Raw genomic sequence first — 22998 nt, 5'->3', positions numbered from 1 at the left:
ACGGGACGGGGTGAAGGTAACCCTCTGTGTTTGGAAAATGAACACTGGTGGTGGAGTTCTTTGTTGGATCGTGATCGAACCGAGTGGTTCGCCCCTTATGTTCCCGGCGGCGCCGCGGCGAGAGTCTGTTTGCTTCTGGTGTCTTGTGTTGGCTTCTGTTTAGGATGGCGTGGAACGACATACGTACGTGAGGAGCCTCCGGGGTGAAGAAGACGACGACCCGGCTCGCCGACGGTCGCGAACTGATCTACTACGACGCCCGCGACGACAGCGTCCGGGACGCGGTGGACCAGCGGCCACTGGACGCCACCACCACCGCCTCCGAGATCCGCCACGACCCGCTGCTCGGCGAATGGGTCGCCATCGCCTCCCACCGGCAGGGCCGCACCTACCACCCACCCGCCGACCAGTGCCCGCTGTGCCCCTCCGGACCCGGCCGCCACTCCGAGATCCCGGCCGCCGACTACGACGTCGTCGTCTTCGAGAACCGCTTCCCCTCACTCACCGGCGGACCCGGCCCCCAGGCCGCCACCGGACCCGACGGGATCTTCACCAGCCGCCCCGGCGCCGGACGCTGCGAGGTCGTCTGCTTCACCCCCGACCACCACGCCTCCTTCGCCGACCTCACCCCCGGCCAGGCCGCCCTCGTCCTCGACGCCTGGACCGACCGCACCGCCGAACTCGCCCAACTCCCCGGCGTCGCCCAGGTCTTCTGCTTCGAGAACCGCGGCGCCGAGATCGGCGTCACCCTCAGCCACTCCCACGGCCAGATCTACGCCTACCCCTTCATCACCCCCCGCACCGAACGCATGCTGGCCCGCCTCGCCGACCACCACCGGCGCACCGGCCGCAACCTCTTCGACGACGTCCTCGACGCCGAACGCGCCGCCGCCGAGCGCGTGGTCGTCGAAGGCGACCACTGGACCGCCTTCGTCCCGCACGCCGCCCACTGGCCCTACGAGGTCCACCTCTACCCCAACCGCCGGGTGCCCGACCTCCTCGCCCTCGACGACGCCGCCCGCGCCGAGTTCCCCCACGTGTACCTCGAACTCCTGCGCCGCTTCGACCGCCTCTTCACCACCCCCGACACCCCCCGGCCGGCCCCCACCCCCTACATCGCCGCCTGGCACCAGGCCCCCGTCGACCACCCGCGGCGCCGCGACTTCGCCCTCCACCTGGAGCTCTTCACCATCCGCCGTACCGAGGGAAAGCTGAAGTTCCTCGCCGGTTCGGAATCCGGCATGAGCGTGTTCATCAACGACGTCCCGCCCGAGACCGCCGCCGCGCGGCTGCGCCAGGTCGCCACCACCGGCCACCCCGGCACCGCGCTGGCCCGGCCGTGACCACCCCGGCCCCCGCGCGGGGCGCCCCGCCCGCGACCGAAAGGCAGCACCCGAAGTGAGCATCCCCGGCCCCGCCACCGTCCCGGGACCCGCCCAGCCGCCCGGCACCTACCTGGTCACCGGGGGCGCCGGCTACGTCGGCGGCGTGGTCGCCGCCCACCTGCTGGAAGCCGGCCACCGGGTCACCGTCCTCGACGACCTGTCCACCGGCCACCGCTCCGGCGTGCCGGCCGGCGCCGACTTCGTCGAAGGGCGGATCCAGGACGCCGCCGAGGTGCTGGAGCGCGGCTACGACGCCGTGCTCCACTTCGCCGCCTCCTCCCAGGTCGGCGAATCCGTCACCGACCCCGACAAGTACTGGCGCAACAACGTCGGCGGCACCCTCGAACTCCTCGCCGCCATGCGCCGCACCGGCGTGCGCACCCTGGTCTTCTCCTCCACCGCCGCCACCTACGGCGAACCGGCCACCGTCCCCATCACCGAGGACACCCCCACCGCCCCCACCAACCCCTACGGCGCCACCAAACTCGCCGTCGACCACATGATCGCCGCCGAATGCGCCGCCCACGGGCTGGCCGCGGTCTCACTGCGCTATTTCAACGTGGCAGGCGCCTACACCGCCCAGGACGGCACCGTCCACGGCGAACGCCACGACCCCGAAACCCATCTGATCCCCCTCGTGCTCCAAGTCGCCGCCGGACGGCGCGAGTCCATCGCCGTCTTCGGCGACGACTACCCCACCCCCGACGGCACCTGCGTACGCGACTACATCCACGTCGCCGACCTCGCCGAAGCCCACCTCCTCGCGCTGACCGCCGCCCGCCCCGGCCGCCACCTGGTGTGCAACCTCGGCAACGGCAACGGCTTCACCGTCCGCCAGGTCGTCGAGACCGTGCGCGAGGTCACCGGCCACCCGGTGCCCGAGACCACCGCCCCGCGACGCGACGGCGACCCGGCCGTGCTCGTCGCCTCCGCGGAACGCGCCCGTACGCTCCTCGGCTGGCAGCCGTCACGCACCGATCTCGCCTCGATCGTGCGCGACGCCTGGGAGTTCGAGCAGCGCAAGTGTCAGGAGAACGCACAGTGACAGCGGACGTGTTCCAGCAGCTCTACGGATTCACCCCTGAGGGTGTATGGGCCGCCCCGGGACGGGTGAACCTCATCGGCGAACACACGGACTACAACGACGGGTTCGTCCTCCCCTTCGCCCTCACCCGCACCACCGTGGCCGCCGCGTCCCGCCGCGACGACGGCGTCCTGCGGCTCCACTCCTCCGCCGAGGCGTCCGGCGCCCCCGTCGAACTGCGCCTGGACGACCTGCGCCCCGGCGGCACCCACGGCTGGACCGCCTACCCGGCCGGCATCGCCTGGGCGCTGCGCGACGCCGGCCACCGGATCACCGGCGCCGACCTGCACTACGACAGCACCGTCCCGATCGGCGCCGGCCTGTCCTCCTCGCACGCCCTGGAGGTGGTCACCGCCCTCGCCCTGTCCGACCTGTTCGGGCTCGGGCTGGAACGCTGGCGCCTGGCCCGGCTGTGCCAGCGCGCCGAGAACGTCTTCGTCGGCGCCCCCACCGGCATCATGGACCAGACCGCCTCCGCCTGCTGCACCGAGGGCCACGCCCTCTTCCTCGACACCCGCGACCTGTCCCAGCGGCACATCCCGCTCGACCTCGCCGCCCACGGACTGCGCCTGCTGGTGATCGACACCCAGGTCAAGCACGACCACAGCGAAGGCGGCTACGGCGACCGCCGCCGCGGCTGCGAGGAGGCCGCCGCCGCCCTCGGCGTCGAAGCCCTGCGCGACATCGCCCACGACCGGCTCGACGAGGCCCTGGCCCGGCTCGACGACGAGAACAGCCGCCGCCTCGTCCGCCACGTCGTCACCGAGAACCACCGCGTCGAACAGGTCGTCGCCCGCCTCGAAGCCGGCGACCCGCGCTCCGTCGGACCCCTGCTCACCGCCGGCCACGCCTCGCTCCGCGACGACTTCCGCGTCTCCTGCCCCGAACTCGACCTGGCCGTCGCCACCGCGCTCGACACCGGAGCCCTCGGCGCCCGGATGACCGGCGGCGGATTCGGCGGCTCGGCCATCGCCCTGGTCGAGGAGGAAGCGGCCCAGAAGGTCTCCGACGCGCTCACCGCCGCCTTCCGCGCCGCCGGCCACCGCCCCCCGCGGATCTTCACCGCCACCCCCGGCCCCGGCGCGCACCGGATCTCCTGACGACCGCGCACCACCACCGGGACGCCTGCGCACCACTGCGGCGTACCCACACCACTGTGGGCGCGCGGACGTGACCACACGCGGCGTGCGGTGGTGGGCACCCGGCGCGCGCGCACCACGCGCGCCGGGAGCGGGGGCCGCCCACCGGCGCACCCCGCCCCCGGACCCGACGCCCGCACCACCCCCGCCACCGCGCCCACCACCACCCAGCCCCGCCGCAACACCCCACCCACGGCCACGAGTTGGCCAATCCGGTCCCCCCTGTCAGCGCCTGCCCCTACTCTCGTTCCCAAGGCGCCGGCGGGGGAGGCCGGCACCGGCCCAGGGGGCGCCCCGCGCGTACCGCACGCACGAAGGGGTACCCGCACCGCGCGACACGGGTCGCACGGCTGCCGGGCGGAAACGCCCGCCACCACCCGTCATCCGTCCAGTGGGGGAGCGTGATCACGTGGCCCGGATCCGCGTACTCGTGGTCGACGACCACCGCATCTTCGCCGAATCACTCGCCGCCGCCCTCGCCGCCGAACCCGACGTCGACGTCTGCGCCGCCGTCAGCGCCACCGCCGCCACCCGCTGCCTGGAACGCGCCACCGCCGACGGCCGCCGCTACGACGTCCTCCTCGTCGACGCCGACCTCGGCACCGGCCCCACCGCACCCCGGCCCCCCGTCCAACTCCCCACCGCCCGCACCCCCGACGCCATCCCCCGCCGCCCCGACCCCGTCCCCGCACCCCCCGGCACCACCGACGACGGCATAGCCCTGGTCGAACGGGTCCGCAGCGAACACCCCGGCACCCGCAGCATCGTCCTCGCCGGCCGCGACGACGCCCACCGCGCCGCCCGCGCCCTCCAGGCCGGCGCCGGCGGCTGGGTCGCCAAGGACAGCTCCCTCGCCCGCCTGCTCACCGTCATCCGCGGCGTCCTGCGCGACGAGACCCACGTACCCCCCGCCCTGCTCACCGGCGTCCTACGGGAACTCACCGCCGCCCGCAGACACCGCACCGAAAGCGAACGCCTGGTGGAATCGCTCACCCCCCGCGAACGCGAGGTCCTGCGCTGCATGGTCGCCGGCCTCGGCCGCAAAGCCGTCGCCGAACGCCTCTACCTCTCCCCGCACACCGTCCGCACCCACATGCAGAACGTCCTGGGCAAACTCGGCGTCCACTCCACCCTCGCCGCCGTCGCCCTCGCCCGCCGGGCCGGCGTCGGCCCCGCCGACCCGCCCACCCCCGCCCGCACCGGCACCCCCGCCTGACCCGCCGACCGGCGCACCCGGTCAGCCCGGAACGTTGTCGAACGGCGCCGTCAACCGCCGCAGCAACGCCGCCAGCGCCGCCCGCTCCTGCGCCGACAGCCCCGCCAGGATCGCCCGCTCCTGCGCCAGCAGCCCCGCCAGCGCCTGATCCGCCCGGTCCCGCCCCTCGTCCGTCAGCCGCACCAGCACCCCACGCCGGTCACTGGGGTCCGGCAACCGCTCCACCAGCCCCTTCTTCGCCAACCGGTCGATACGGTTGGTCATCGTCCCGGAGGTCACCAACGTCTGGGTCAGCAACTGCCCCGGCGACAGCTGATACGGCAGCCCCGCCCGGCGCAACGAGGTCAGCACGTCGAACTCCCACGGCTCCAGCGCGTGCTCGGAGAAGGCCAGCCGCCGCGCCCGGTCCAGATGACGGGCGAGCCGGCTCACCCGGCTCAGCACCTCCAGCGGCTCCACGTCGAGGTCAGGGCGCTCGCGACGCCACGCAGCCACCAACCGGTCGACCTCGTCCTCCATACCGATCAGTGTAGTGGTTGTGTCGACGTGAAGTCTCTTCATGTCAAGAGATTGGAGGGCGGGACGCATGGGCAATCTCGGCCACGAGGCCCCGGACGCCCCAACCACCCGACGCCCCACCCCCGCACCACCCCAACACCCCGCAGGACAAGCGCACGCACCTCAGCAAAGGGGATCCGCATGCAACAGCCGACCTGGGATCCACAGCAATACCTCCGCCACGCCACCCCCCGCACCCGCCCCTTCCACGACCTCCTCGCCCGCGTCCCCGCCCTACCCGCCGACCGCCCCCGCATAGCCGACCTCGGCTGCGGCCCCGGCAACGTCACCGCCCTGCTCGCCGACCGCTGGCCCACCGCCGACATCACCGGCTACGACAACTCCCCCGACATGCTCGCCACCGCCGCCCGCCACGCCGGACCCACCCCCGGCGGCGGCACCCTCACCTTCCACCACGCCGACGCCGCCACCTGGACCCCCACCACCACCCACCACCTCATCGTCTCCAACGCCGCCCTCCAATGGGTCCCCAACCACCCCGACCTCATCCCCGGCTGGATCGACCACCTCGCCCCCGGCGGCACCTTCGCCCTCCAGGTCCCCGGCAACTTCACCGCCCCCAGCCACGGCCTCCTCGCCGAACTGTGCGAAAGCCCCGAATGGCGCCACCGCCTCACCGGCCACGGCCGCGACTACGTCCACATCCTCGACCCCGCCGGCTACCTCGAACTCCTCGACGGACTCGACTGCGCCGTCGACACCTGGGAAACCACCTACGTCCAACTCCTGCCCGGCGACGACCCGGTGCTCGACTGGACCAAGGGCACCGCGCTACGCCCCATCCTCACCGCACTCGCCGACGACCCCGACGCCCGCGAGGAATTCCTCGCCCAATACCGCGACCTCCTCCGCAAGGCATACCCCGGCGGCCCCCGCGGCACCGTATTCCCCTTCCGCCGCGTCTTCGCCGTCGCCACCAAACGCCACTGACCCCACCCACACCAAAACCCCGGGACCGCGACGGCGAACCGTCCCGGCCCCGGGGCCACCACACCACCGGTCAGCTCTTGCGATGCCCTATCAACCGCGGCCTCGGCTCAAGCCCTGACAACCCGTTCCACGCCAGATTCACCAGATGCGCCGCCACATCCGCCTTCTGCGGCGACCGCACGTCCAACCACCACTGACCCGTCAACGCCACCATCCCCACCAGCGCCTGCGCGTACATCGGCGCCAGCTTCGGATCGAAACCCCGCTGCTTGAACTCCAGCCCCAGAATGTCCTCGACCTGCGTGGCGATATCACTGATCAACGACGCGAACGTCCCCGTCGACTGCGCCACCGGCGAATCACGCACCAGAATCCGGAAACCGTCCGTCGACTGCTCGATGTAATCCAGCAACGCGAACGCCGCCTGCTCCAGCAGCTCCCGCGGATGACCCCCGGTCAACGCACTCGTCACCATCTCCAGCAACGACCGCATCTCCCGGTCGACCACGACCGCGTACAACCCCTCCTTGCCACCGAAGTGCTCATACACCACCGGCTTGGAAACCCCCGCGTGATGCGCGATCTCCTCCACCGACGTGCCCTCGAAACCCCGCTCGGCGAAGAGCGCCCGCCCCACGTCCAGCAGCTGCTCCCGCCGCTCCTTGCCCGTCATCCGCACGCGCCGGGTACGACGGCCCGCCGCAGCGCCGGACGACGACGAACCGCGCCCGGAACCCCCGTCCACGGTCCTCGTCGCACCCGCGCCATCAGCACTGCCGTCGTTCCCCACGCCCCTCATCATGCCGCCTTGGCGACATCTTCCTTACGCCGGGCGGCGATCCGCTCCCGGCTCGGCCAGCGCACATCGCTCGCCCAGCCCAGCTTCTCGAACCACCGGATGATCCGCGCACTCGAATCCACCTGACCCCGCAGCACCCCGTGACGCGCCGACGTCGGATCCGCGTGATGCAGGTTGTGCCAGGACTCACCGCACGACAGCACCGCCAGCCACCACACGTTCCCCGACCGGTCCCGCGACCGGAACGGACGCTTGCCCACCGCGTGGCAGATCGAGTTGATCGACCACGTCACGTGGTGCAGCAGCGCCACCCGCACCAGCGAGCCCCAGAAGAACGCCGACAACGCGCCCTGCCAGCTCATCGTCGCCAACCCCCCGACCAGCGCCGGGAACAGCAGCGAGATGACGGTCCACATCACGAACTGCCGCGAGATCCGGCGGATCGCCGGGTCCTTGATCAGATCCGGCGCGTACTTGTGCTGCGGCGTCTGCTCCTCGTCGAACATCCAGCCCATGTGGGCCCACCACAACCCCTTCAGCAGCGCCGGGACCGTCTCGCCGTACCGCCACGGCGAATGCGGGTCGCCCTCGGCGTCGGAGAACTTGTGGTGCTTGCGGTGGTCGGCCACCCACCGCACGACCGGCCCCTCCACCGCCAGCGAACCGGCGATCGCCAGCGCGATCCGCAACGGCCGCTTGGCCTTGAACGAGCCGTGCGTGAAGTACCGGTGGAAGCCCACCGTGATCCCGTGGCAGCCCAGGAAGTACATCCCCACCATCAGCCCGAGGTCCAGCCAGGACATCCCCCAGCCCCAGGCGATCGGGATCGCCGCCACCAGCGCCGCGAACGGCACCCCGATGAACAGCGCCAAGGTGATCTGCTCGATGGAGCGCTTGTTGTCCCCGCCCAGCGTGGCGAGCGGCAGCTCGGAGCCCTCCCGCGCTGGACGGGCCCCGGGCTCCCGGGACTCGGTGATCACGTCCGGCTGTGTGGTCATAGACGTCCCTCGGAGTACGTAACGGCTACGGCTACGGAACCGTAACCTACGGAAACGTAAGTATGGCAGCCCTTACCCCGCCCGGCCCAGCGCCGCGCGCGGGACTGCCGCAGGGGTATCTGCCCGCCCGCGCCCCGCTTCAAGGGCGTCACCGGAAAAGTTCCTCCGGGCCGTCCAGGTGAAAGGTCACGCCCTCCCGACCAGAAGCACTCGTTCAGGTGATCGACGCTCGTACCTCTGGAGTAACGCAACAGTTCGAGCGCATCCTCGGAGCATGGTTCAGGCCAAACGCGAACTACAAGGCAAAGCACGCGAGTTGCGCGCCGCGGGAAAGACGTACGACGAGATCGTGAGCGAACTGGGGGTGAGTAAGAGTTCGGTGTCGCTGTGGGTGAGGGACCTGCCGAGACCGGCGGCGTCGCGGGAGCACTGCCGACGCATGGCCGAGGCCCGCTGGGAGCCGGTCCGCCGCCGACGGGCGCTGGAGCGCCAGCGGGCGAAGTTCCGTGCGGCGGGGGAGATCGGCCGGATGTCCGACCGTGAGCTGTTCCTGGTGGGGGTGGGGCTGTACTGGTCGGAAGGTGCGAAGAGCAAACCGCATCGCCCCAGTGAGCGGGTGATCTTCGTCAACAGTGACCCCGACATGATCCGGGTCTTCCTCGCGTGGCTGGAGCTGCTGGGGGTCGGCCGGGACCGCTGGCGTTTCGCGCTCATGATCCATGAGCGTGCCGACGTCACGACAGCCGAGCGGTTCTGGCGTGAAGTCGTGGACTGCGGTCCGGACTCCTTCGGGAAGACGACGCTGAAGAGACACAACCCCAAGACCGTCCGGAAGAACGTGGGGGAGGGCTATCACGGGTGCCTTGCGGTCAAGGTGTTGCGAAGTGCTGACCTGTACCGTCGCATTGAGGGCTGGTGGTACGGCATAGTGGTGGCAGCCGGGTCGCAACCCTGAGCGGATGTCCGTTTTGGCGGCATTTGCTATCCCCTGTGGTGTAATTGGCAACACTGCCGGTTTTGGTCCGGTAATTCCAGGTTCGAGTCCTGGCGGGGGAGCTTGAAGTTCGAATCGCGGCCCTGGCCACCCGGTCAGGGCCGCCCCGCATGTCACCTCCCCTACCCCTCGGTATCCTGCGGGTGTCCATCGCCCGAACCCCCGAACGCGCCGAGGAGCCTCCACGTGAGCCCCATTCGTCCGGCTGCCGTCGTCGTCCTCGCCGCGGGTGAGGGCACCCGCATGAAGTCGGCCACCCCCAAGGTCCTGCACCAGATCTGCGGTCGTTCCCTCGTCGGACACGTCGTCGCCGCCGCCCGCGAACTGGAGCCGGAACACCTCGTGGTGGTCGTCGGCCACGGCCGCGGCCAGGTCACCGCGCACCTGGCCGCGTTCGACCCGCGGGTGCGTACCGCCGTACAGCTGGAGCAGGCCGGCACCGGGCACGCCGTGCGCACCGCCCTGGAGTCGCTCGCCGACGACGACGTCGACCTCACCGGCACCGTCCTGGTCACCTGTGGCGACACCCCGCTGCTCACCGCGGAGACGCTGCGCGAGCTGGCCGCGGCCCACGAACGCGACGGCAACGCGGTGACCGTGCTCACCGCCGAGGTGCCCGACCCCACCGGTTACGGCCGCATCGTGCGCGCCGCCGACGGCTCGGTCTCCGCGATCGTCGAGCAGAAGGACGCCACCGACGAGCAGCGCCGCATCGCCGAGATCAACTCCGGTGTCTTCGCCTACGACGCCAAGCTGCTCACCGAGGCGCTGGGCAAGATCACCCGCAACAACGCGCAGGGTGAGGAGTACCTCACCGACACCTTGGAGATCCTGCGGCTGGCCGGGCACCGGGTGGGTGCCTCGATGGCCGCCGACCACCGGGAGATCGCCGGGATCAACAACCGGGTGCAGCTGGCGCAGGCGCGCAGGGATCTCAACGAGCGGCTGCTGCACGCGGCGATGCTGGCCGGCACCACGGTGGTGGACCCGGCGACCACCTGGGTCGACGCCACCGTGGAGTTCGCGCCGGACACCGTGGTGCACCCCGGCACCCAGCTGCACGGCACCACGCGGCTGGAGTCCGGTGCCGAGGTGGGCCCCAACTCCACGCTCACCGACACCCTGGTGGGCGCGGGTGCCCGGGTGACGTTCTCGGTGGCCGAGGGTGCCGAGATCGGCCCGGAGGCGAGCGTGGGTCCGTACGCGTATCTGCGTCCGGGGACGCGGCTGGGCCGCAAGGCCAAGGCGGGAACCTATGTGGAGATGAAGAACGCGCAGGTGGGCGAGGGTTCCAAGGTGCCGCACCTGAGCTACGTGGGCGATGCCACCATCGGTGAGCACACCAACATCGGCGCGGCCAGTGTCTTCGTGAACTACGACGGTGAGCGCAAGCACCACAGCACGGTGGGTAGCTACTGCCGTACCGGCGCCGACAACATGTTCGTGGCTCCTGTCACAGTCGGGGACGGCGTCTACACCGCGGCCGGTTCGGTGATCACCAAGGACGTGCCGGCCGGTTCGCTGGCCGTCGCCCGTGGCCAGCAGCGGAATATCGAGGGCTGGGTGGTCCGCAAGCGTCCCGGGAGTGCCGCCGCGCAGGCCGCCGAACGCGCCGAGCAGGGCGAGTAGCGGGCCCGCTCGCGGGCGTCCCGCGGGTACCCGTGCGCCTGGACGGGGCGTACCGTGTGAGGTGCACACAATTCCGCCAGCTCGCCGACCTCTGGGCGAAGCTGTGTCGAACACCAGTCGAAAGTCATCAAGGAGACGGTGCAGTGACCGGGATCAAGACGACCGGTGAGAAGAAGTTGATGCTCTTCTCCGGCCGCGCCCACCCCGAGCTGGCGGAGGAGGTGGCGCACCAGCTCGGTGTCGAGCTGGTGCCGACCAAGGCCTTCGACTTCGCGAACGGCGAGATCTACGTGCGGTTCGAGGAGTCGGCGCGGGGCTGTGACGCCTTCGTCATCCAGAGCCACACCGCTCCGATCAACAAGTGGATCATGGAGCAGCTGATCATGATCGATGCGCTGAAGCGGGCCTCCGCGAAGCGCATCACCGTGATCGTGCCGTTCTACGGTTACGCGCGGCAGGACAAGAAGCACCGTGGCCGGGAGCCGATCTCGGCGCGGCTGATGGCGGACCTGTTCAAGACGGCGGGTGCCGACCGGCTGTTGGCGGTGGATCTGCACACCTCGCAGATCCAGGGGTTCTTCGACGGTCCGGTGGACCATCTGATCGCGCTGCCGGTGCTGGCGGACTACGTGGGCACCAAGGTGGACCGCACCAAGCTGACGATCGTCTCGCCGGACGCGGGCCGGGTGCGGGTGGCCGACAACTGGTGCGACCGGCTCGGTGCCCCGCTGGCGATCGTGCACAAGCGGCGTGACCCGGACGTGGCCAACCAGGTGACGGTGCACGAGGTCGTGGGTGACGTGCGTGGCCGGGTGTGTGTGCTGGTGGACGACATGATCGACACCGGTGGCACGATCTGTGCGGCGGCCGACGCGCTCTTCGCCAACGGTGCGGAGGACGTGATCGTGGCGGCGACGCACGGTGTGCTCTCGGGTCCGGCGGCGGACCGGCTGAAGAACTCGAAGGTGAGTGAGTTCATCTTCACCAACACCCTGCCGACCCCGGGTGAGCTGGAGCTGGACAAGATCACGGTGCTGTCGATGGCGCCGATGATCGCCAGCGCGATCCGTGAGGTCTTCGAGGACGGTTCGGTGACCAGCCTGTTCGACGGCGTGGCGCACTGAGCCTGCGGCCTCGGGCCGATTTCTGCGGTGGCCTCCCCGCCGGGTAGACTCCTTGAGTTGCTCGGCGAGGGAGGCCGCTGTCGTTCCGGCGGTGGTGGTGCTCCGTTATCGACGCGCTTTCGGCTTTCGAGGCAGGTCCGTCGTGGACCGAGCGGCAGTTTTTCCATCCGTCTCATCCACGAGGAGGCTTGACATGGCTGAGGTCAAGATCGCCGCTGAAGCGCGTGCGGACTTCGGTAAGGGCGCCGCGCGCCGCATCCGCCGCGAGGGCAAGGTCCCCGGTGTCATCTACGGTCACGGTGCCGAGCCGGTGCACGTGTCGCTGCCGGGTCACGAGCTGATGCTGGCGCTGAAGAACTCCAACGTGCTGATCAGCCTGGACGTCGCGGGCAAGACCGAGCTGGTCATCCCCAAGGCCGTGCAGAAGGACCCGATCAAGGGCTTCCTGGAGCACGTGGACCTGCTTCAGGTCAAGCGTGGCGAGAAGGTCACGGTCGAGGTTCCGGTGCACGTCGAGGGTGACCTGGCGCCGGGCGGCAACCTGATCGAGCACATTCTCAACGCGCTGCCGATCGAGGCGGAGGCCACCCACCTGCCGGAGTCGGTGACCGTCTCGGTGCAGGGTCTGTCCGCGGGTGACGCGGTGCACGCCAAGGACATCGCGCTGCCGAAGGGTTCCACGCTGGCCGTCGAGGAGGACGCGGTGGTCCTCCAGATCGTCGCCGCCCAGGCCGAGGCTCCGGCCGCCGAGGGCGAGGGCGCCGAGGGCGCTGAGGGCTGACGAGAAGTTTTCCCCGTTCGCCGTCCCGTTCCGTGCTCCGGAGCGGGACGGCGTTCGTTTGAATGGACGGCATGAGCATGAGCGCAGCGGAAGGCGCCCCGGCGGGGCCGTGGCTGGTGGCGGGGTTGGGCAACCCCGGGCCGGAGTACGCCGGGAACCGGCACAACATCGGGTTCATGGTGGTGGACCTGCTGGCGGAGCGGATCGGCGGGCGGTTCAAGTCCCACAGGAGCCGGGCGCAGGTGGTGGAGGGGCGGATCGCCGGGCAGCGGGTGGTGCTGGCCAAGCCGATGACGTACATGAACACCTCGGGCGGGCCGGTGACGGCGCTGCGGGACTTCTACAAGGTGCCGGTGGCCAACCTCGTCGCGGTCCATGACGAGCTGGACATCGGGTATGCGACGCTGCGGTTGAAGAGGGGTGGCGGCGACAACGGCCACAACGGGCTGAAGTCGATCACCAAGGCGCTGGGGCCGGAGTATCTGCGGGTGCGGTGCGGTATCGGCCGGCCGCCGGGGCGGATGGAGGTGGCCTCCTTCGTGCTCAAGGACTTCTCGTCGGCCGAGCGCAAGGAGCTGGACTGGTTCGTGGACCGGGCGGCGGACGCGGTGGAGGCGTTGATCGCGGAGGGCCTGGAGCGGGCGCAGAGCACGTACAACAGCTGATCGCGCGGGACGGCGGCCGGGCGGTGAGGTCCACCGCCCGGCCGCCGTCGTGCGGGTGGTCAGCCGGTGTTGCGCAGGCCGGCGGCGACCCCGTTGACGGTGAGCAGCAGGGCGCGGGCGAGCTGCGGGTCGGCTTCGGTGCCTTCGGCGGCGGCCTGGCGCTGCCGGTGCAGCAGGGCGACCTGGAGGTAGGAGATCGGGTCGAGGTAGGCGTCGCGGACGTGGAAGGTCTGCTTGAGTACGGGGCTGGCGTCGAGGAGTTCGGCCTCGCCGGTGATGCGCAGTACTTCGCGGACGGTCAGGTCGTGTTCGGCCTCGATGGTGTCGAAGACGTGGCGCAGGTGGTCGGGGACGAGGGTGTCGACGTAGTGGCGGGCGATCCGCAGGTCGGTCTTGGCCAGTGTCATCTCGACGTTGGACAGGAAGTTGCGGAAGAAGTGCCACTTGGTGTGCATCTCGTCGAGCACGTCGTCGAGTCCGGCCTCGCGGGCGGCCTTCAGTCCGGAGCCGACCCCGTACCAGCCGGGGACGATCTGCCGGGACTGGGTCCAGCCGAAGACCCACGGGATGGCGCGCAGTCCGTCGAGTCCGGCGCCGGAGTCGGGGCGGCGGGAGGGGCGGGAGCCGAGGTGGAGGTCGGCGAGCTGGTCGACGGGGGTGGAGGCGAAGAAGTAGGCGGGCAGGTCGGGGTCCTCGACGAGCCGGCGGTAGGCGGTGTGGGCGGCCTGGGAGACCTGTTCCATGGTGGCGTCCCAGCGGGCGAGGGCCTCTTCCGGCTGGCGGGGTGAGGTGTGCAGCGCGGACGCCTGGAGGGTGGCGGCCACGGTGAGTTCCAGGTTCTCCCGGGCGAGGGAGGGGATGAGGTACTTGTCGGAGATGACCTCGCCCTGTTCGGTGACCTTGATCTCGCCTTCGAGGGTGCCCCACGGCTGGGAGAGGATGGCCTCGTGGGTGGGGCCGCCGCCCCGGCCGACGGTGCCGCCGCGGCCGTGGAAGAGGCGCAGCCGTACCCCGTAGCGGTGGGCGACGTCGCGCAGCCGGCGCTGGGCGCGGTGGATCTCCCACTGCGAGGTGGTGATGCCGCCGAACTTGGAGGAGTCGGAGTAGCCGAGCATGACCTCCTGGACGTCGCCGCGCAGTGAGACGAGCCGGCGGTAGGAGGGGTCGGCGAGCATCTCGTCGAGGATGCGGTCGGCCTGCTGGAGTTCCTCGGTGGTCTCCAGCAGCGGGACGATGCCGATCTGGGCGATGCCGGCGTGCAGGTCGACCAGTCCGGCCTCGCGGGCGAGGACGGCGGCGGCGAAGACGTCGTCGGCGCCCTGGCACATGGAGATGATGTAGGACTCCACGACCTCGGGGCCGAACCGGGCGAAGGCGTCGCGGATGGTGTGGAAGACGCCCAGGGTCTTGGCGCCGCGTTCGTCGAGCGGGGCGGGGGAGCCGGACAGCGGGCGGCGGGAGCGCAGTTCCTTGGCGAGCAGCTTGCGCCGGTATTCGCGCGGCATGTCGGCGTAGCGCCAGGATTCCTCGCCGAGCCGGTCGAAGAGCTGGCCGAGCGCGTGGTGGTGGGCCTCGGCGTGTTCGCGGACGTCCATGGTGGCCAGTTGCAGGCCGAACGCGGTGATGGTGCGGATCGCCCGGTCCAGGCGGCCGTCGGCGATCAGGGTGCCGCGGTTGGCGCGCAGCGAGTCCTGGAGGAGGGTGAGGTCGCGCAGGAGTTCGCCGGTGCCCAGGTAGTCGCGGCCGGGTACGTGCGGGGTGCCGGCGGCGAGGCGTTCGCGGGTGTTGACGAGCTTCTGGCGTACGCAGGTGGCCTTGAGCCGGTACGGTTCCTCGGCGTTGAGCCGCTTGTAGCGGGGGCTGATCTCCGGGAGGTTGTCCAGGTCGGCGGCGAGGGAGTCGAGGAGTTCCTGGCTGGCGCCGCTGTTGCGGATGGAGTTGGACAGGGCGCCGCGCAGGACGTCGACGACCTCCAGCACGTCGTTGATGCCGTGCTCGTGCTGGAGGAGGAGGACCTCCCAGGTGACGGCGGGGGTGACGTTGGGGTTGCCGTCGCGGTCGCCGCCGATCCAGGTGCCGAAGGTGAGCGGGCGGGTGCCGGGCGGCAGCGGGCAGCCGATGCGTTCCAGTTCGGCGGCGAGGTCCTCCAGGACGTCGGCGGCGGCGCCCTGGTGGAGTTCGTCGAGGTAGTAGATGGCGTTGCGGGCCTCGTCGGCGGGTTCGGGACGGGCGACCCGCAGCTCGTCGGTCTGCCACAGCAGGTCGATGTTCTCGGCGAGCCGCAGGTCGCGCCGGCGCCGGTCGCCGTCGCCGGCCCCGGTGGGGGTGTCGAGGAGTTCGGCGATGCGCCGCAGCTTGTTGAGGACGCTGCGGCGGGCGGCCTCGGTGGGGTGGGCGGTGAAGACCGGGCGGACGTTGAGGTGGGCCACGGTCTGCCGCAGGTGTTCGGGGTCGGCGTCCTTGAGCTGGTCGGCGGTACGGGTCAGGAGCCCGCCCTCACTGGCCCGGCGGGCCCGCAGCTCCCGGCCGCGGTGCACCTGCTCGGTGATGTTGGCCAGGTGGAAGTAGGTGGAGAAGGCCCGCACCAGCTTGGTGGCGGTGGCCAGGTCGGTCTCGCCCAGCAGCCGCGCGGCGGCCTCGCCGTCGCTGCGGGTGAGCGCCCGGACGCGTTCGACCAGGTCCAGCAGGTCGTGGCCTTCCTGGCGGACGAGGGTTTCGCCGAGGAGTTCGCCGAGGCGGCGGATGTCGGCGCGCATGGCACGGTTTTCGCTGCGCTCGCTCGGCGGGGTGGGTTCGCCGGGCGCGGCGGGGACGCTCTGGCCGGCGGGGCCGCCGGGGCGACCGGACGTCGCGGGGTCGGTGGCGGAGGGGAAGTTGTCGGCGCTGCTCACTGGTGCGGCTCCTTGCGGTGGAACGGCTGATGACGCGGACCGCGCTGTCCGACGGCCCCAGGATATGTGTCCGTCCGCCTGCCTCGTCGCCCAGCGGGTTCGCTCGCGCTGGCGGTCAGCCATTACCTCCTCGGGGTTCGCCCGTTTCCCTTTCGTCGTCGCTGAGGTCACGGATGTTTCCCCCCGCCCACCCGTGGCTGTGTTCGTACAGTGCGGGGTGTGCACTGTCTTCCTGGGTTTCCGGGGGCCCTCCGGGGTGACTCCTCGCTCCCCGTATCCGCCAAGGCTGGGCTCCGGTTGCTGGGTCGCTGCGGGGACACCCCTGCACGCCCCCGTTCCGCATCGTTCCGCGCTGCGGCACGGAGGGGGTGAGAAAAAGACCGGGGTCACCCCAACCTCCTCACTCACCCCCACCCGCGAAGAGAGGCACCCGCACGACGGCACAAGGGGGTGTGCCGGGGGTGTCCCCGCAGCGACCCAGCGGGGCGGGGGAAAGCCGACGACGAAACCTGGAGCGAGGAGTCACCCCCGGCGCGCCCCCGACCCCGTACCGGCAGTAGGCGAAGCCCCCGGTGCCGAACCAAACCAAAACCCACCCCCACCCCCCACCGGACAGGGGCGAACGGGGCCACCCGGCACCCTGAAACGGGCGAACCGGCCACCACGTAATGGCTGACCGCCAGCGCGAGCGAACCCGCTGACCGCCAGCGCGAGCGAACCCGCTGACCGCCAGCGCGAGCGAACCGGCGTTTTAGGGTGGCGGTATGACGACGACGGGGGGCAGGCGGGTGGCGGTGCCGGGCGGAGGCGGCGGTGGGGCCGCGCGGTCGGGGCCGTGGTGGTGGGGCCGGCGGCGGTCGTTCGCGTTGGACGCGACGCTCGCCGCGGTCTCCGCCGCCGAGTGCGCCGCCGAGGGCGCGTTCTTCATGGCCGGCCGGGGGCTGCCGGCGGTGCTGGGCGTGGTGTTCGGGCTGGCGGTGGGGGCGACGCTGGTGGTGCGGCGGCGCTGGCCGGTGGCGGTGGTGCTGATCTCGCTGGCGGTGACCCCGGCGCAGATGGGGCTGGTGCTGGGGGTGGTGTCGTTGTACACGCTGGCCGCCTCCGACGTGCCGCGGCGGGTGGTCGGCGCGCTGGTGTCGATGACGATCGGGGGGACGCTGCTGGTCACGTTCGTGGAGATGCACCGCGACGGGGGCCGCAGCGGGTACGCGACGCCGTCCTGGATGGGGATGGCGTTCCTGGTGCTGGTGGCGATCGGGCTGACGGTGCCGCCGGTGCTGCTGGGGCTGTACGTGGGGGCGCGGCGGCGGTTGGTGGAGACGTTGCGGGAGCGCGCGGACGACCTGGAGCGGGAGCTGGCGCTGCTGGCGGAGAAGGCGGGGGAGCGGGCCGAGCGGGCCAGGATCGAGGAGCGGACCCGGATCGCCCGGGAGATGCACGACGTGGTGGCGCACCGGGTGAGCCTGATGGTGGTGCACGCCGCGGCGTTGCGTTCCGTGGCCGTCCGTGACCCGGAGCGCGCGGTCAGGAGCGCCGAGTTGCTGGGGGATCTGGGCCGGCAGGCGTTGGGGGAGCTGCGGCAGATGCTGGGGGTGTTGCGGACCGGGGAGCCGGCCGGGCCCGCGGCGCCGGTCGGGCCCGGCACCGTGGACGACGGCGCGGGGCAGGAGCCGTCCGGGCCGCAGCCGTCGCTGGCGCAGCTCGGTGTGCTGGTGGAGGAGTCGCGGGCGGCGGGGATGGCGGTGAGCCTCTCCGAGGAGGGGGATCGCAGGCCGTTGGCGGCCCCGGTGGAGCGGACGGCCTACCGGGTCGTCCAGGAGGCGCTGACCAACGTCCACAAGCACGCCGTCGGGGCGCAGACGCTGGTGCGGGTGGCCTACCGTGCCGAGGAGATCGCGGTGCTGGTGGAGAACGGTCCGCCGGCCGGGGAGCCCTCGGCGGGGCTGCCCAGCGGCGGCAACGGGCTGGTCGGCATGAAGGAACGGGTCACCGCGCTGGGCGGTGGTTTCGTGGCGGGTCCCAGCCGTTCCGGCGGCTTCCGGGTCTCGGCGGTGATCCCGGCGCGGGCGGAGTGAACGGTGCCCTCGCGGCGGTGCGGCCCGCCGGAGGGCGGCCGGTTCAGGGGGTCAGCCGTACCGGGCGGACCCCGGTGACCAGGGTGGTCAGCGCCTGGTCGATGGTGTCGCCCAGGTACCAGTCGCCGGTGTGGTCGATGGCGTAGACGCGTCCTTCGGCGTCGATGGCGAGGTGGGCCTGGCCGTCGGTCTGGGCGCCGAGCGGGCAGACCTGGGTGTCGAGGGCGCGGCCGAGGTCGGCGAGGGTGCGGGCCAGGTGGAGGCCGAGCAGCGGGTCGACGGTGAGGCCGCTGGGGGCCACCTCCTGGCCTTCGGTGTCCTCGGCGGTGACGGTCAGCCCGCCGAACTCGGCCCAGGCTTCGACGGCCGCCGGGAAGACGGTGTGCCGGTGGCCGCCGGGTGAGGTGTGGGCGCGCAGTTCGTCGGCCCACTGTTCGGCCCGCTTGATGTCCCAGCGGCCGGGGTGCCATCCCGCGCCGGTCAGCGCCGCGTCGACGGCGACGGGGAAGCGGGTGGTGGTTCTGCTCGCGGAGGGCACGGTGGCGTCACACCCTCTCCGCGGCCGGGTCCACGGCCCGTACGCCGAAGTGCGCGAGCAGCGGTGCGCAGGACCGGCACGGCGGCGCGTAGCTGCCGTGTTCGGGGTCGCCGTCCTCGCGGATCCGGCGGGCGGTGACCTTGGCGTGCTTGAGGGCCTTGCGGGCCTCGCCCTGGCTGAGCGGTTTGCGGGCGGCGCGGTTGCTGCGGCGGCCGTCGACGTCGGCGAGGTAGCGGGAGACCAGGATGGTCTCGGGGCAGCGTCCGGTGGTGCGTTCGCGTTGTGCGACGGGCAGCGCGTCGAGGAACTCGGCGACCAGCGGGTGGAGTTGGGGCGGGGTCTCGCCCTTGCTGCCGGTGCAGGTCAGGGTTTCGCCGCGGACGGAGAGGGCGGCGGCGACGGCGGGGAGTATGCCGTCGCGGCGGTGGCGCAGCAGGGGCGCCGGGCCGAGCGGCCGGCCCGTCTGGCCGCCGCTGCTCCAGTGCAGTCGCGGGTCGTCGGCCGGTGGCCGGGATATGGGCCCGTTCTGCGGTTTTCGTGTCATGTGCAAGGCCGTGCTTCCCTCCGTGCATCCCCCGTCGCGGGTGCCAGACTGCCAAATGTGACGCGTGGTACGGAAGGCGGGCGGGGGTACGGCACGCGCTTTTCGCCATCTGCCGGGCATTCCGTCGCCTCCCCGGCCGCCCCCGCGACGTCCTCGCAACGCCTGCGCAACGGCCGTGGAACGGGCGCCGGACGGCCCCGTGGGCCCGGTACCGTACGGGCGTCGGGACGGGCGCGGCCCGGGTGGGCGGCCGTACCGTGAAGCGGCATCACCGTGGTGTACCGGGCAACCGGATCTGCCGCGTCCGGCCTGTTGCGGCACCCCATAGGCTGGTGGCCGGTTCGGGGCCCGCGGCGTGGCGACGGCGGTGCCGTCGATGTCCCCGACGAACGCAGCTACCGCCAGATCCAGCAGGGGGCATCCGCCATGACGACAGGTCGGCTCGGGGCAACGGCCGCCCCGCCGAACGCGGCCTACGCCGGGCAGGTCGTGCACTTCCCGGACCCGGTCCGGGCGGCCCGTTACCCGCAGGGCGTGCGGGTGGACGAGCACGGGTATCCGGACTTCTCCCCGTACGCCCGGGCCGCCGCGGAGATCGCCGAGCCGCCGGAGGGCTTCGGGGTGGACGAGTTGCGGCTGACGGACTACGTGTCCGCCAACGCCGCGCTCCACCACGCCGGTCACGAACTCTTCACCGGGCTGCTCTCCCCGGTGGCCACCCCGCACGGCTGGAGCTGGCACCACGTGGTGGGCACCCGCCGGCTGGAGTTGGTGCCGGCCGAGGTGAAGGCGCTGCTGCGGCACCACGGGGGGCTGGCGACGGCCGCCGCCGACCACGCCAAGCGCGGCACCCGCCCGTTGCAGGAGTCCCGCCCGGCGCACTTCGCGGTGCCCGCCGACGGGGGGCCGCAGGGCACCGACGAGCGGCGGATCCGGGAGATCGAGGAGGACCTCGGCTACCGGCTGCCCGGCGCCTACCGTACGTTCCTCAAGGCCGCGGGGGGCGCCGCCCCGGTCGGCGCCGCCCTCGACCCGGAGCTGGGCCTCCTGATCGACCAGCCGTTCTTCGCCGTGCGCGACGAGGCCGCGGTGGACGACCTGCGGTACGTCAACAAGTGCCTGCGCGACCACCTCACCAAGGACTACCTGGGCATCGGGTATGTCCAAGGCGGCCTGCTGGCGCTGAAGGTGAAGGGCGACGACGTGGGGACGGTGTGGTTCTGCGCGTACGACGACGCGCGGGACACCGACGACGCGTGGGATTCGCCGCAGCAGCGGGTCGGCTGCCTGCTGCTGCCGTGCGGTGCCGATTTCGACGCCTTCCTGCTGCGACTCGCGGGAAATCCGCCGGAGTTGGAGACGGTGGCGAACTTGATGGTCGACGGCGGCTTCGCGCACGCCGTCCCGGTGGAGGGGTGAGCCGCGCGTGATCACGCAGGCGCAGGCGCTGGAACGCGCCGAGACATGGGTCAACGGCGACGTGCCCGGCTACGAACGGCGTCAGGTGCGCGTGCACGAGTTCGACCTGGGCTTCGTGGTGTGGGCGGAGGACCGCGAGGGCGGCCCGACGTCCGACGGCGGCGGCTCGCGGCTGGTCATCGCCCGCGAGGACGGCGGTACGACGCTGTGGCCGGCGCTGCCGGTGGAGCGGATCGTCGAGGAGTACACGCTGGCGTACGGCGCCGCCGGTGCCGTACCGGCCGAGGCCGACCCCGAGCCCCCCAAGCGCGTCGACCTGGAGGTCACCTCCTTCCTGCTCACCCCGCCGGACTGGCTCCAGGCCGCGGCGGACAAGATGGGCATACCCGACGGCCGCCGCAAGCCCGAGGAGGAACCGGCCGCCGCCTCCCCCGAGCCCGCCGCCGAGGACGCGCCCTCGGGCGGGGAGTCCGCCGAGGACGCCGCCGCCTCGTCGCGGCCCGCCGGACCCGCCGACCCCGGCTGGGCCGGGGCCGCCGCCACGGACGGCCGTCAGGCCGCCTCGGTCCCGCCCCCCGCCACCGTCCTCGCGCCGCCGGTCGCCGCCTCGCCGCCTGCCGGCTCTTCGCCCGCCGCCTCATCGGCTGCCGCCGAGGCCGAGGCCGAGACCGAGGTGATGCGCCGCGACCGCGTCTTCCCGTCCGCCGAGCCGTCGCCCGCTTCCCCGCCGCCCGCCGCGCCGTCGTCCCCGGTCGCCGGCCCGCCGCCCGCCGCCCCGCAGCCCCCGTCCCCCGCCGGGCCGCCCGCCCATCTGCCGCCGCCCAGCGGTCCGTCCGTGCACGCCACGCCGCCGCCCGGCTGGCTGCGGCTGCCGGAGGGCGGGTACGCGCCCGTCCAGCCGCCGCGTCCGCCCGCCGCGCCTCCGCAGCCTCCGGCGGGTGTGTCGCGTACGGCCGGTGGTGACCCGCACGCGGCGGCGACGATGCTGGCGGGTCCGGTGGTGCCGCCCCCGCCGCCCGCGGGGGGACCGGGCGTGCCGCCTCCGCCGCCGCCCCCGCCGGGTGCCTCCGGTACCGCCGGAGGCGGCCCGCACGCGGCGGCCACGATGCTCGCCGGGCCCGGCGCGACCGGCGGCGGGTACGGATTCCCGCAGCCGCCGCAGCAGGTGCCGACGGTGGGACCGGGGTACATGGCGGTGCTGCGGTACCGCGCGGCGGACGGCTCGGAGCAGCAGGTCATCCGGCGTTCGGCGCCCGGCGCCCCGCACCCGGAGTGGCAGATCCTGCACGAGCTGCGGACGTTGAACGTGCCGCCGCAGCAGGTGCTGGAGCTCCACACCGAGCTGGAGTCGTGCGACCTGCCGGGCGGTTACTGCGCCCGCATGGTGCGGGAGACCTGGCCGCAGGTGCGGGTGAGCCACACCGCCGCGTACGGCCGCGACCACGCCTCGCGCCAGCAGGGCGTGCACCATCTCCTCACCCACCAGGGCGAGTTGGCGCAGGTCGCCGACGGCCCGGCGCGTCCGCGTCCGCAGCGCGTACCGCTGCCGGGGCCGGGCCAGGTGCAGCGCGTACCGCCGATCCCGCTGGACGCCATCGGGCAGGAGCTGGCGCAGGCGTTCGGCCCGCAGGCCGTCTTCCGCTTCGACCAGCGCGCGGTGGCCAGGGCCGGGGTGCCGGACGTGGTGGCCCAGACGTTGGTGTGGGCCGGGCTGCCGGTGGACTTCGGGCCGTTCTTCTGGGCGCAGGCGCAGCCGGGCCGCCCGGTGCCGACGCTCGCCGAGGTCGCGGCGGAGCGCGGGGCGCAGTCCGCCCCGGACGCCTCGTCGTACCTGGTGATCGGCAACGACTACGGCCGCCAGCTGTGCGTGCAGTACGGCACCGCGCACATCATGGCGGTGCCGCTGGAGGCCGTCCCCGGGGCGCAGACGTCCCCGGCGCAGTTCGTCAACTCCTCGTTGCCGGACTTCACCCGGTGCCTGGCGCTGCTGGGCCGGATGTGGCGGCTGCGGGTCGGGCTCACCCCGGAGCAGGCGGGGCGGTGGACGGTGGACTTCCAGGCCCAGCTCGCCGCCCTCGACCCGGCCGCGCTCGCCTCCCCGGAGCACTGGTGGGCGGTGCTGCTGGAGCAGATGTGGGACGGGCTGCTGTAACCCGGCCGGCCGCCCCGCTCACCCGGGGCGGCCCGCTCGGCGTCCGGACAGGTCAT

19 protein-coding genes and 1 tRNA gene are annotated in these 22998 nt (G+C 72.4%); 14 read left to right on the top strand and 6 right to left on the bottom strand.

The annotated features are described in order from the left end of the window. Window positions 1-203 precede the first annotated feature (203 nt). From galT to SCATT_RS09985, 4 genes are all read left to right on the top strand, one after another. Entirely contained in the window at window positions 204-1343 is a 1140-nt protein-coding gene (galT, locus tag SCATT_RS10000) for a galactose-1-phosphate uridylyltransferase (protein WP_014142890.1), read from the top strand. 55 nt (window positions 1344-1398) lie between these two features. After that, window positions 1399-2430: a UDP-glucose 4-epimerase GalE gene (gene galE, locus SCATT_RS09995; protein ID WP_014142889.1), complete on the top strand. Its 1032-nt coding sequence runs from the start codon at window positions 1399-1401 to the stop codon at window positions 2428-2430. Further along, window positions 2427-3569, top strand: a complete 1143-nt coding sequence (gene galK / locus SCATT_RS09990) for a galactokinase (RefSeq protein ID WP_014627789.1) — start codon at window positions 2427-2429, stop codon at window positions 3567-3569. The genes galE and galK overlap by 4 nt, the downstream gene beginning before the upstream one ends. Window positions 3570-4017: 448 nt before the next feature. Beyond that, complete coding sequence (locus SCATT_RS09985) at window positions 4018-4824, top strand: response regulator transcription factor (protein WP_014142887.1); 807 nt, start codon at window positions 4018-4020, stop codon at window positions 4822-4824. A gap of 21 nt (window positions 4825-4845) precedes the next feature. Here the strand turns inward: SCATT_RS09985 and SCATT_RS09980 are convergent, their stop codons facing one another. Further along, entirely contained in the window at window positions 4846-5343 is a 498-nt protein-coding gene (locus SCATT_RS09980) for a MarR family winged helix-turn-helix transcriptional regulator (RefSeq protein WP_014142886.1), read from the bottom strand. Between the two features lie 180 nt (window positions 5344-5523). On the opposite strand from SCATT_RS09980, the gene SCATT_RS09975 reads away from it, so the two are divergent. Next, window positions 5524-6333 (top strand): trans-aconitate 2-methyltransferase, encoded by an 810-nt coding sequence (locus SCATT_RS09975; protein WP_014142885.1) that lies wholly within the window; start codon window positions 5524-5526, stop codon window positions 6331-6333. A gap of 70 nt (window positions 6334-6403) precedes the next feature. Here the strand turns inward: SCATT_RS09975 and SCATT_RS09970 are convergent, their stop codons facing one another. Both SCATT_RS09970 and SCATT_RS09965 read right to left on the bottom strand, forming a co-directional pair. Next, a complete protein-coding gene (locus tag SCATT_RS09970) occupies window positions 6404-7132 on the bottom strand; it encodes a TetR/AcrR family transcriptional regulator (protein WP_078590872.1) in 729 nt (242 codons plus the stop codon). After that, window positions 7132-8130 carry an acyl-CoA desaturase gene (locus tag SCATT_RS09965; RefSeq protein WP_014142883.1) on the bottom strand — a complete coding sequence of 333 codons (999 nt, stop codon included), beginning with the start codon at window positions 8128-8130 and terminating at the stop codon, window positions 7132-7134. Before SCATT_RS09965 ends, SCATT_RS09970 begins: the two co-directional genes overlap by 1 nt. 274 nt (window positions 8131-8404) lie before the next feature. On the opposite strand from SCATT_RS09965, the gene SCATT_RS09960 reads away from it, so the two are divergent. The 6 genes from SCATT_RS09960 (at window position 8405) to pth (ending at window position 13323) form a co-directional block, all read left to right on the top strand. Then, the gene (locus SCATT_RS09960; RefSeq protein ID WP_014627787.1) at window positions 8405-9085 is read left to right on the top strand and encodes a hypothetical protein; all 681 of its coding nucleotides are present in this window, start codon (window positions 8405-8407) and stop codon (window positions 9083-9085) included. A gap of 29 nt (window positions 9086-9114) precedes the next feature. Further along, window positions 9115-9186: transfer RNA gene (locus tag SCATT_RS09955), tRNA-Gln, on the top strand. A gap of 124 nt (window positions 9187-9310) precedes the next feature. After that, entirely contained in the window at window positions 9311-10753 is a 1443-nt protein-coding gene (gene glmU, locus SCATT_RS09950; protein WP_014627786.1) for a bifunctional UDP-N-acetylglucosamine diphosphorylase/glucosamine-1-phosphate N-acetyltransferase GlmU, read from the top strand. 143 nt (window positions 10754-10896) lie between these two features. Further along, a complete protein-coding gene (locus SCATT_RS09945; RefSeq protein WP_014142880.1) occupies window positions 10897-11877 on the top strand; it encodes a ribose-phosphate diphosphokinase in 981 nt (326 codons plus the stop codon). Between the two features lie 193 nt (window positions 11878-12070). Then, window positions 12071-12658 carry a 50S ribosomal protein L25/general stress protein Ctc gene (locus SCATT_RS09940; protein ID WP_014142879.1) on the top strand — a complete coding sequence of 196 codons (588 nt, stop codon included), beginning with the start codon at window positions 12071-12073 and terminating at the stop codon, window positions 12656-12658. 77 nt (window positions 12659-12735) lie between these two features. After that, a complete protein-coding gene (gene pth / locus SCATT_RS09935) occupies window positions 12736-13323 on the top strand; it encodes an aminoacyl-tRNA hydrolase (protein ID WP_014142878.1) in 588 nt (195 codons plus the stop codon). 59 nt (window positions 13324-13382) lie between these two features. Here pth and ppc read toward each other — a convergent pair whose 3' ends face one another. Continuing rightward, window positions 13383-16214, bottom strand: a complete 2832-nt coding sequence (gene ppc / locus SCATT_RS09930) for a phosphoenolpyruvate carboxylase (RefSeq protein ID WP_014142877.1) — start codon at window positions 16212-16214, stop codon at window positions 13383-13385. 764 nt (window positions 16215-16978) lie between these two features. Here ppc and SCATT_RS09925 point away from each other — a divergent pair. Continuing rightward, window positions 16979-18289, top strand: coding sequence for a sensor histidine kinase (locus SCATT_RS09925; protein ID WP_014142876.1), 1311 nt, complete (start codon window positions 16979-16981; stop codon window positions 18287-18289). Between the two features lie 43 nt (window positions 18290-18332). On the opposite strand, the gene SCATT_RS09920 is transcribed toward SCATT_RS09925, so the two are convergent. Continuing rightward, a complete protein-coding gene (locus SCATT_RS09920) occupies window positions 18333-18827 on the bottom strand; it encodes an SUKH-3 domain-containing protein (protein WP_014142875.1) in 495 nt (164 codons plus the stop codon). A 7-nt stretch (window positions 18828-18834) separates the two neighbouring features. Further along, window positions 18835-19371, bottom strand: a complete 537-nt coding sequence (locus SCATT_RS09915; protein ID WP_014142874.1) for a YwqJ-related putative deaminase — start codon at window positions 19369-19371, stop codon at window positions 18835-18837. A 426-nt stretch (window positions 19372-19797) separates the two neighbouring features. Here SCATT_RS09915 and SCATT_RS09910 point away from each other — a divergent pair, with 426 nt between their 5' ends. Both SCATT_RS09910 and SCATT_RS09905 read left to right on the top strand, forming a co-directional pair. After that, on the top strand, window positions 19798-20790 hold the full coding sequence (locus SCATT_RS09910; protein ID WP_014142873.1) for an SMI1/KNR4 family protein: 993 nt from the start codon (window positions 19798-19800) through the stop codon (window positions 20788-20790). A 7-nt stretch (window positions 20791-20797) separates the two neighbouring features. Further along, window positions 20798-22942: an SUKH-4 family immunity protein gene (locus SCATT_RS09905; RefSeq protein WP_014627783.1), complete on the top strand. Its 2145-nt coding sequence runs from the start codon at window positions 20798-20800 to the stop codon at window positions 22940-22942. Window positions 22943-22998 lie beyond the last annotated feature (56 nt).

Origin of the sequence: Streptantibioticus cattleyicolor NRRL 8057 = DSM 46488 (genome assembly GCF_000240165.1) — a bacterium.
GTDB lineage: Bacteria > Actinomycetota > Actinomycetes > Streptomycetales > Streptomycetaceae > Streptantibioticus > Streptantibioticus cattleyicolor.
This window is presented reverse-complemented; position numbering and strand designations above follow the sequence as displayed.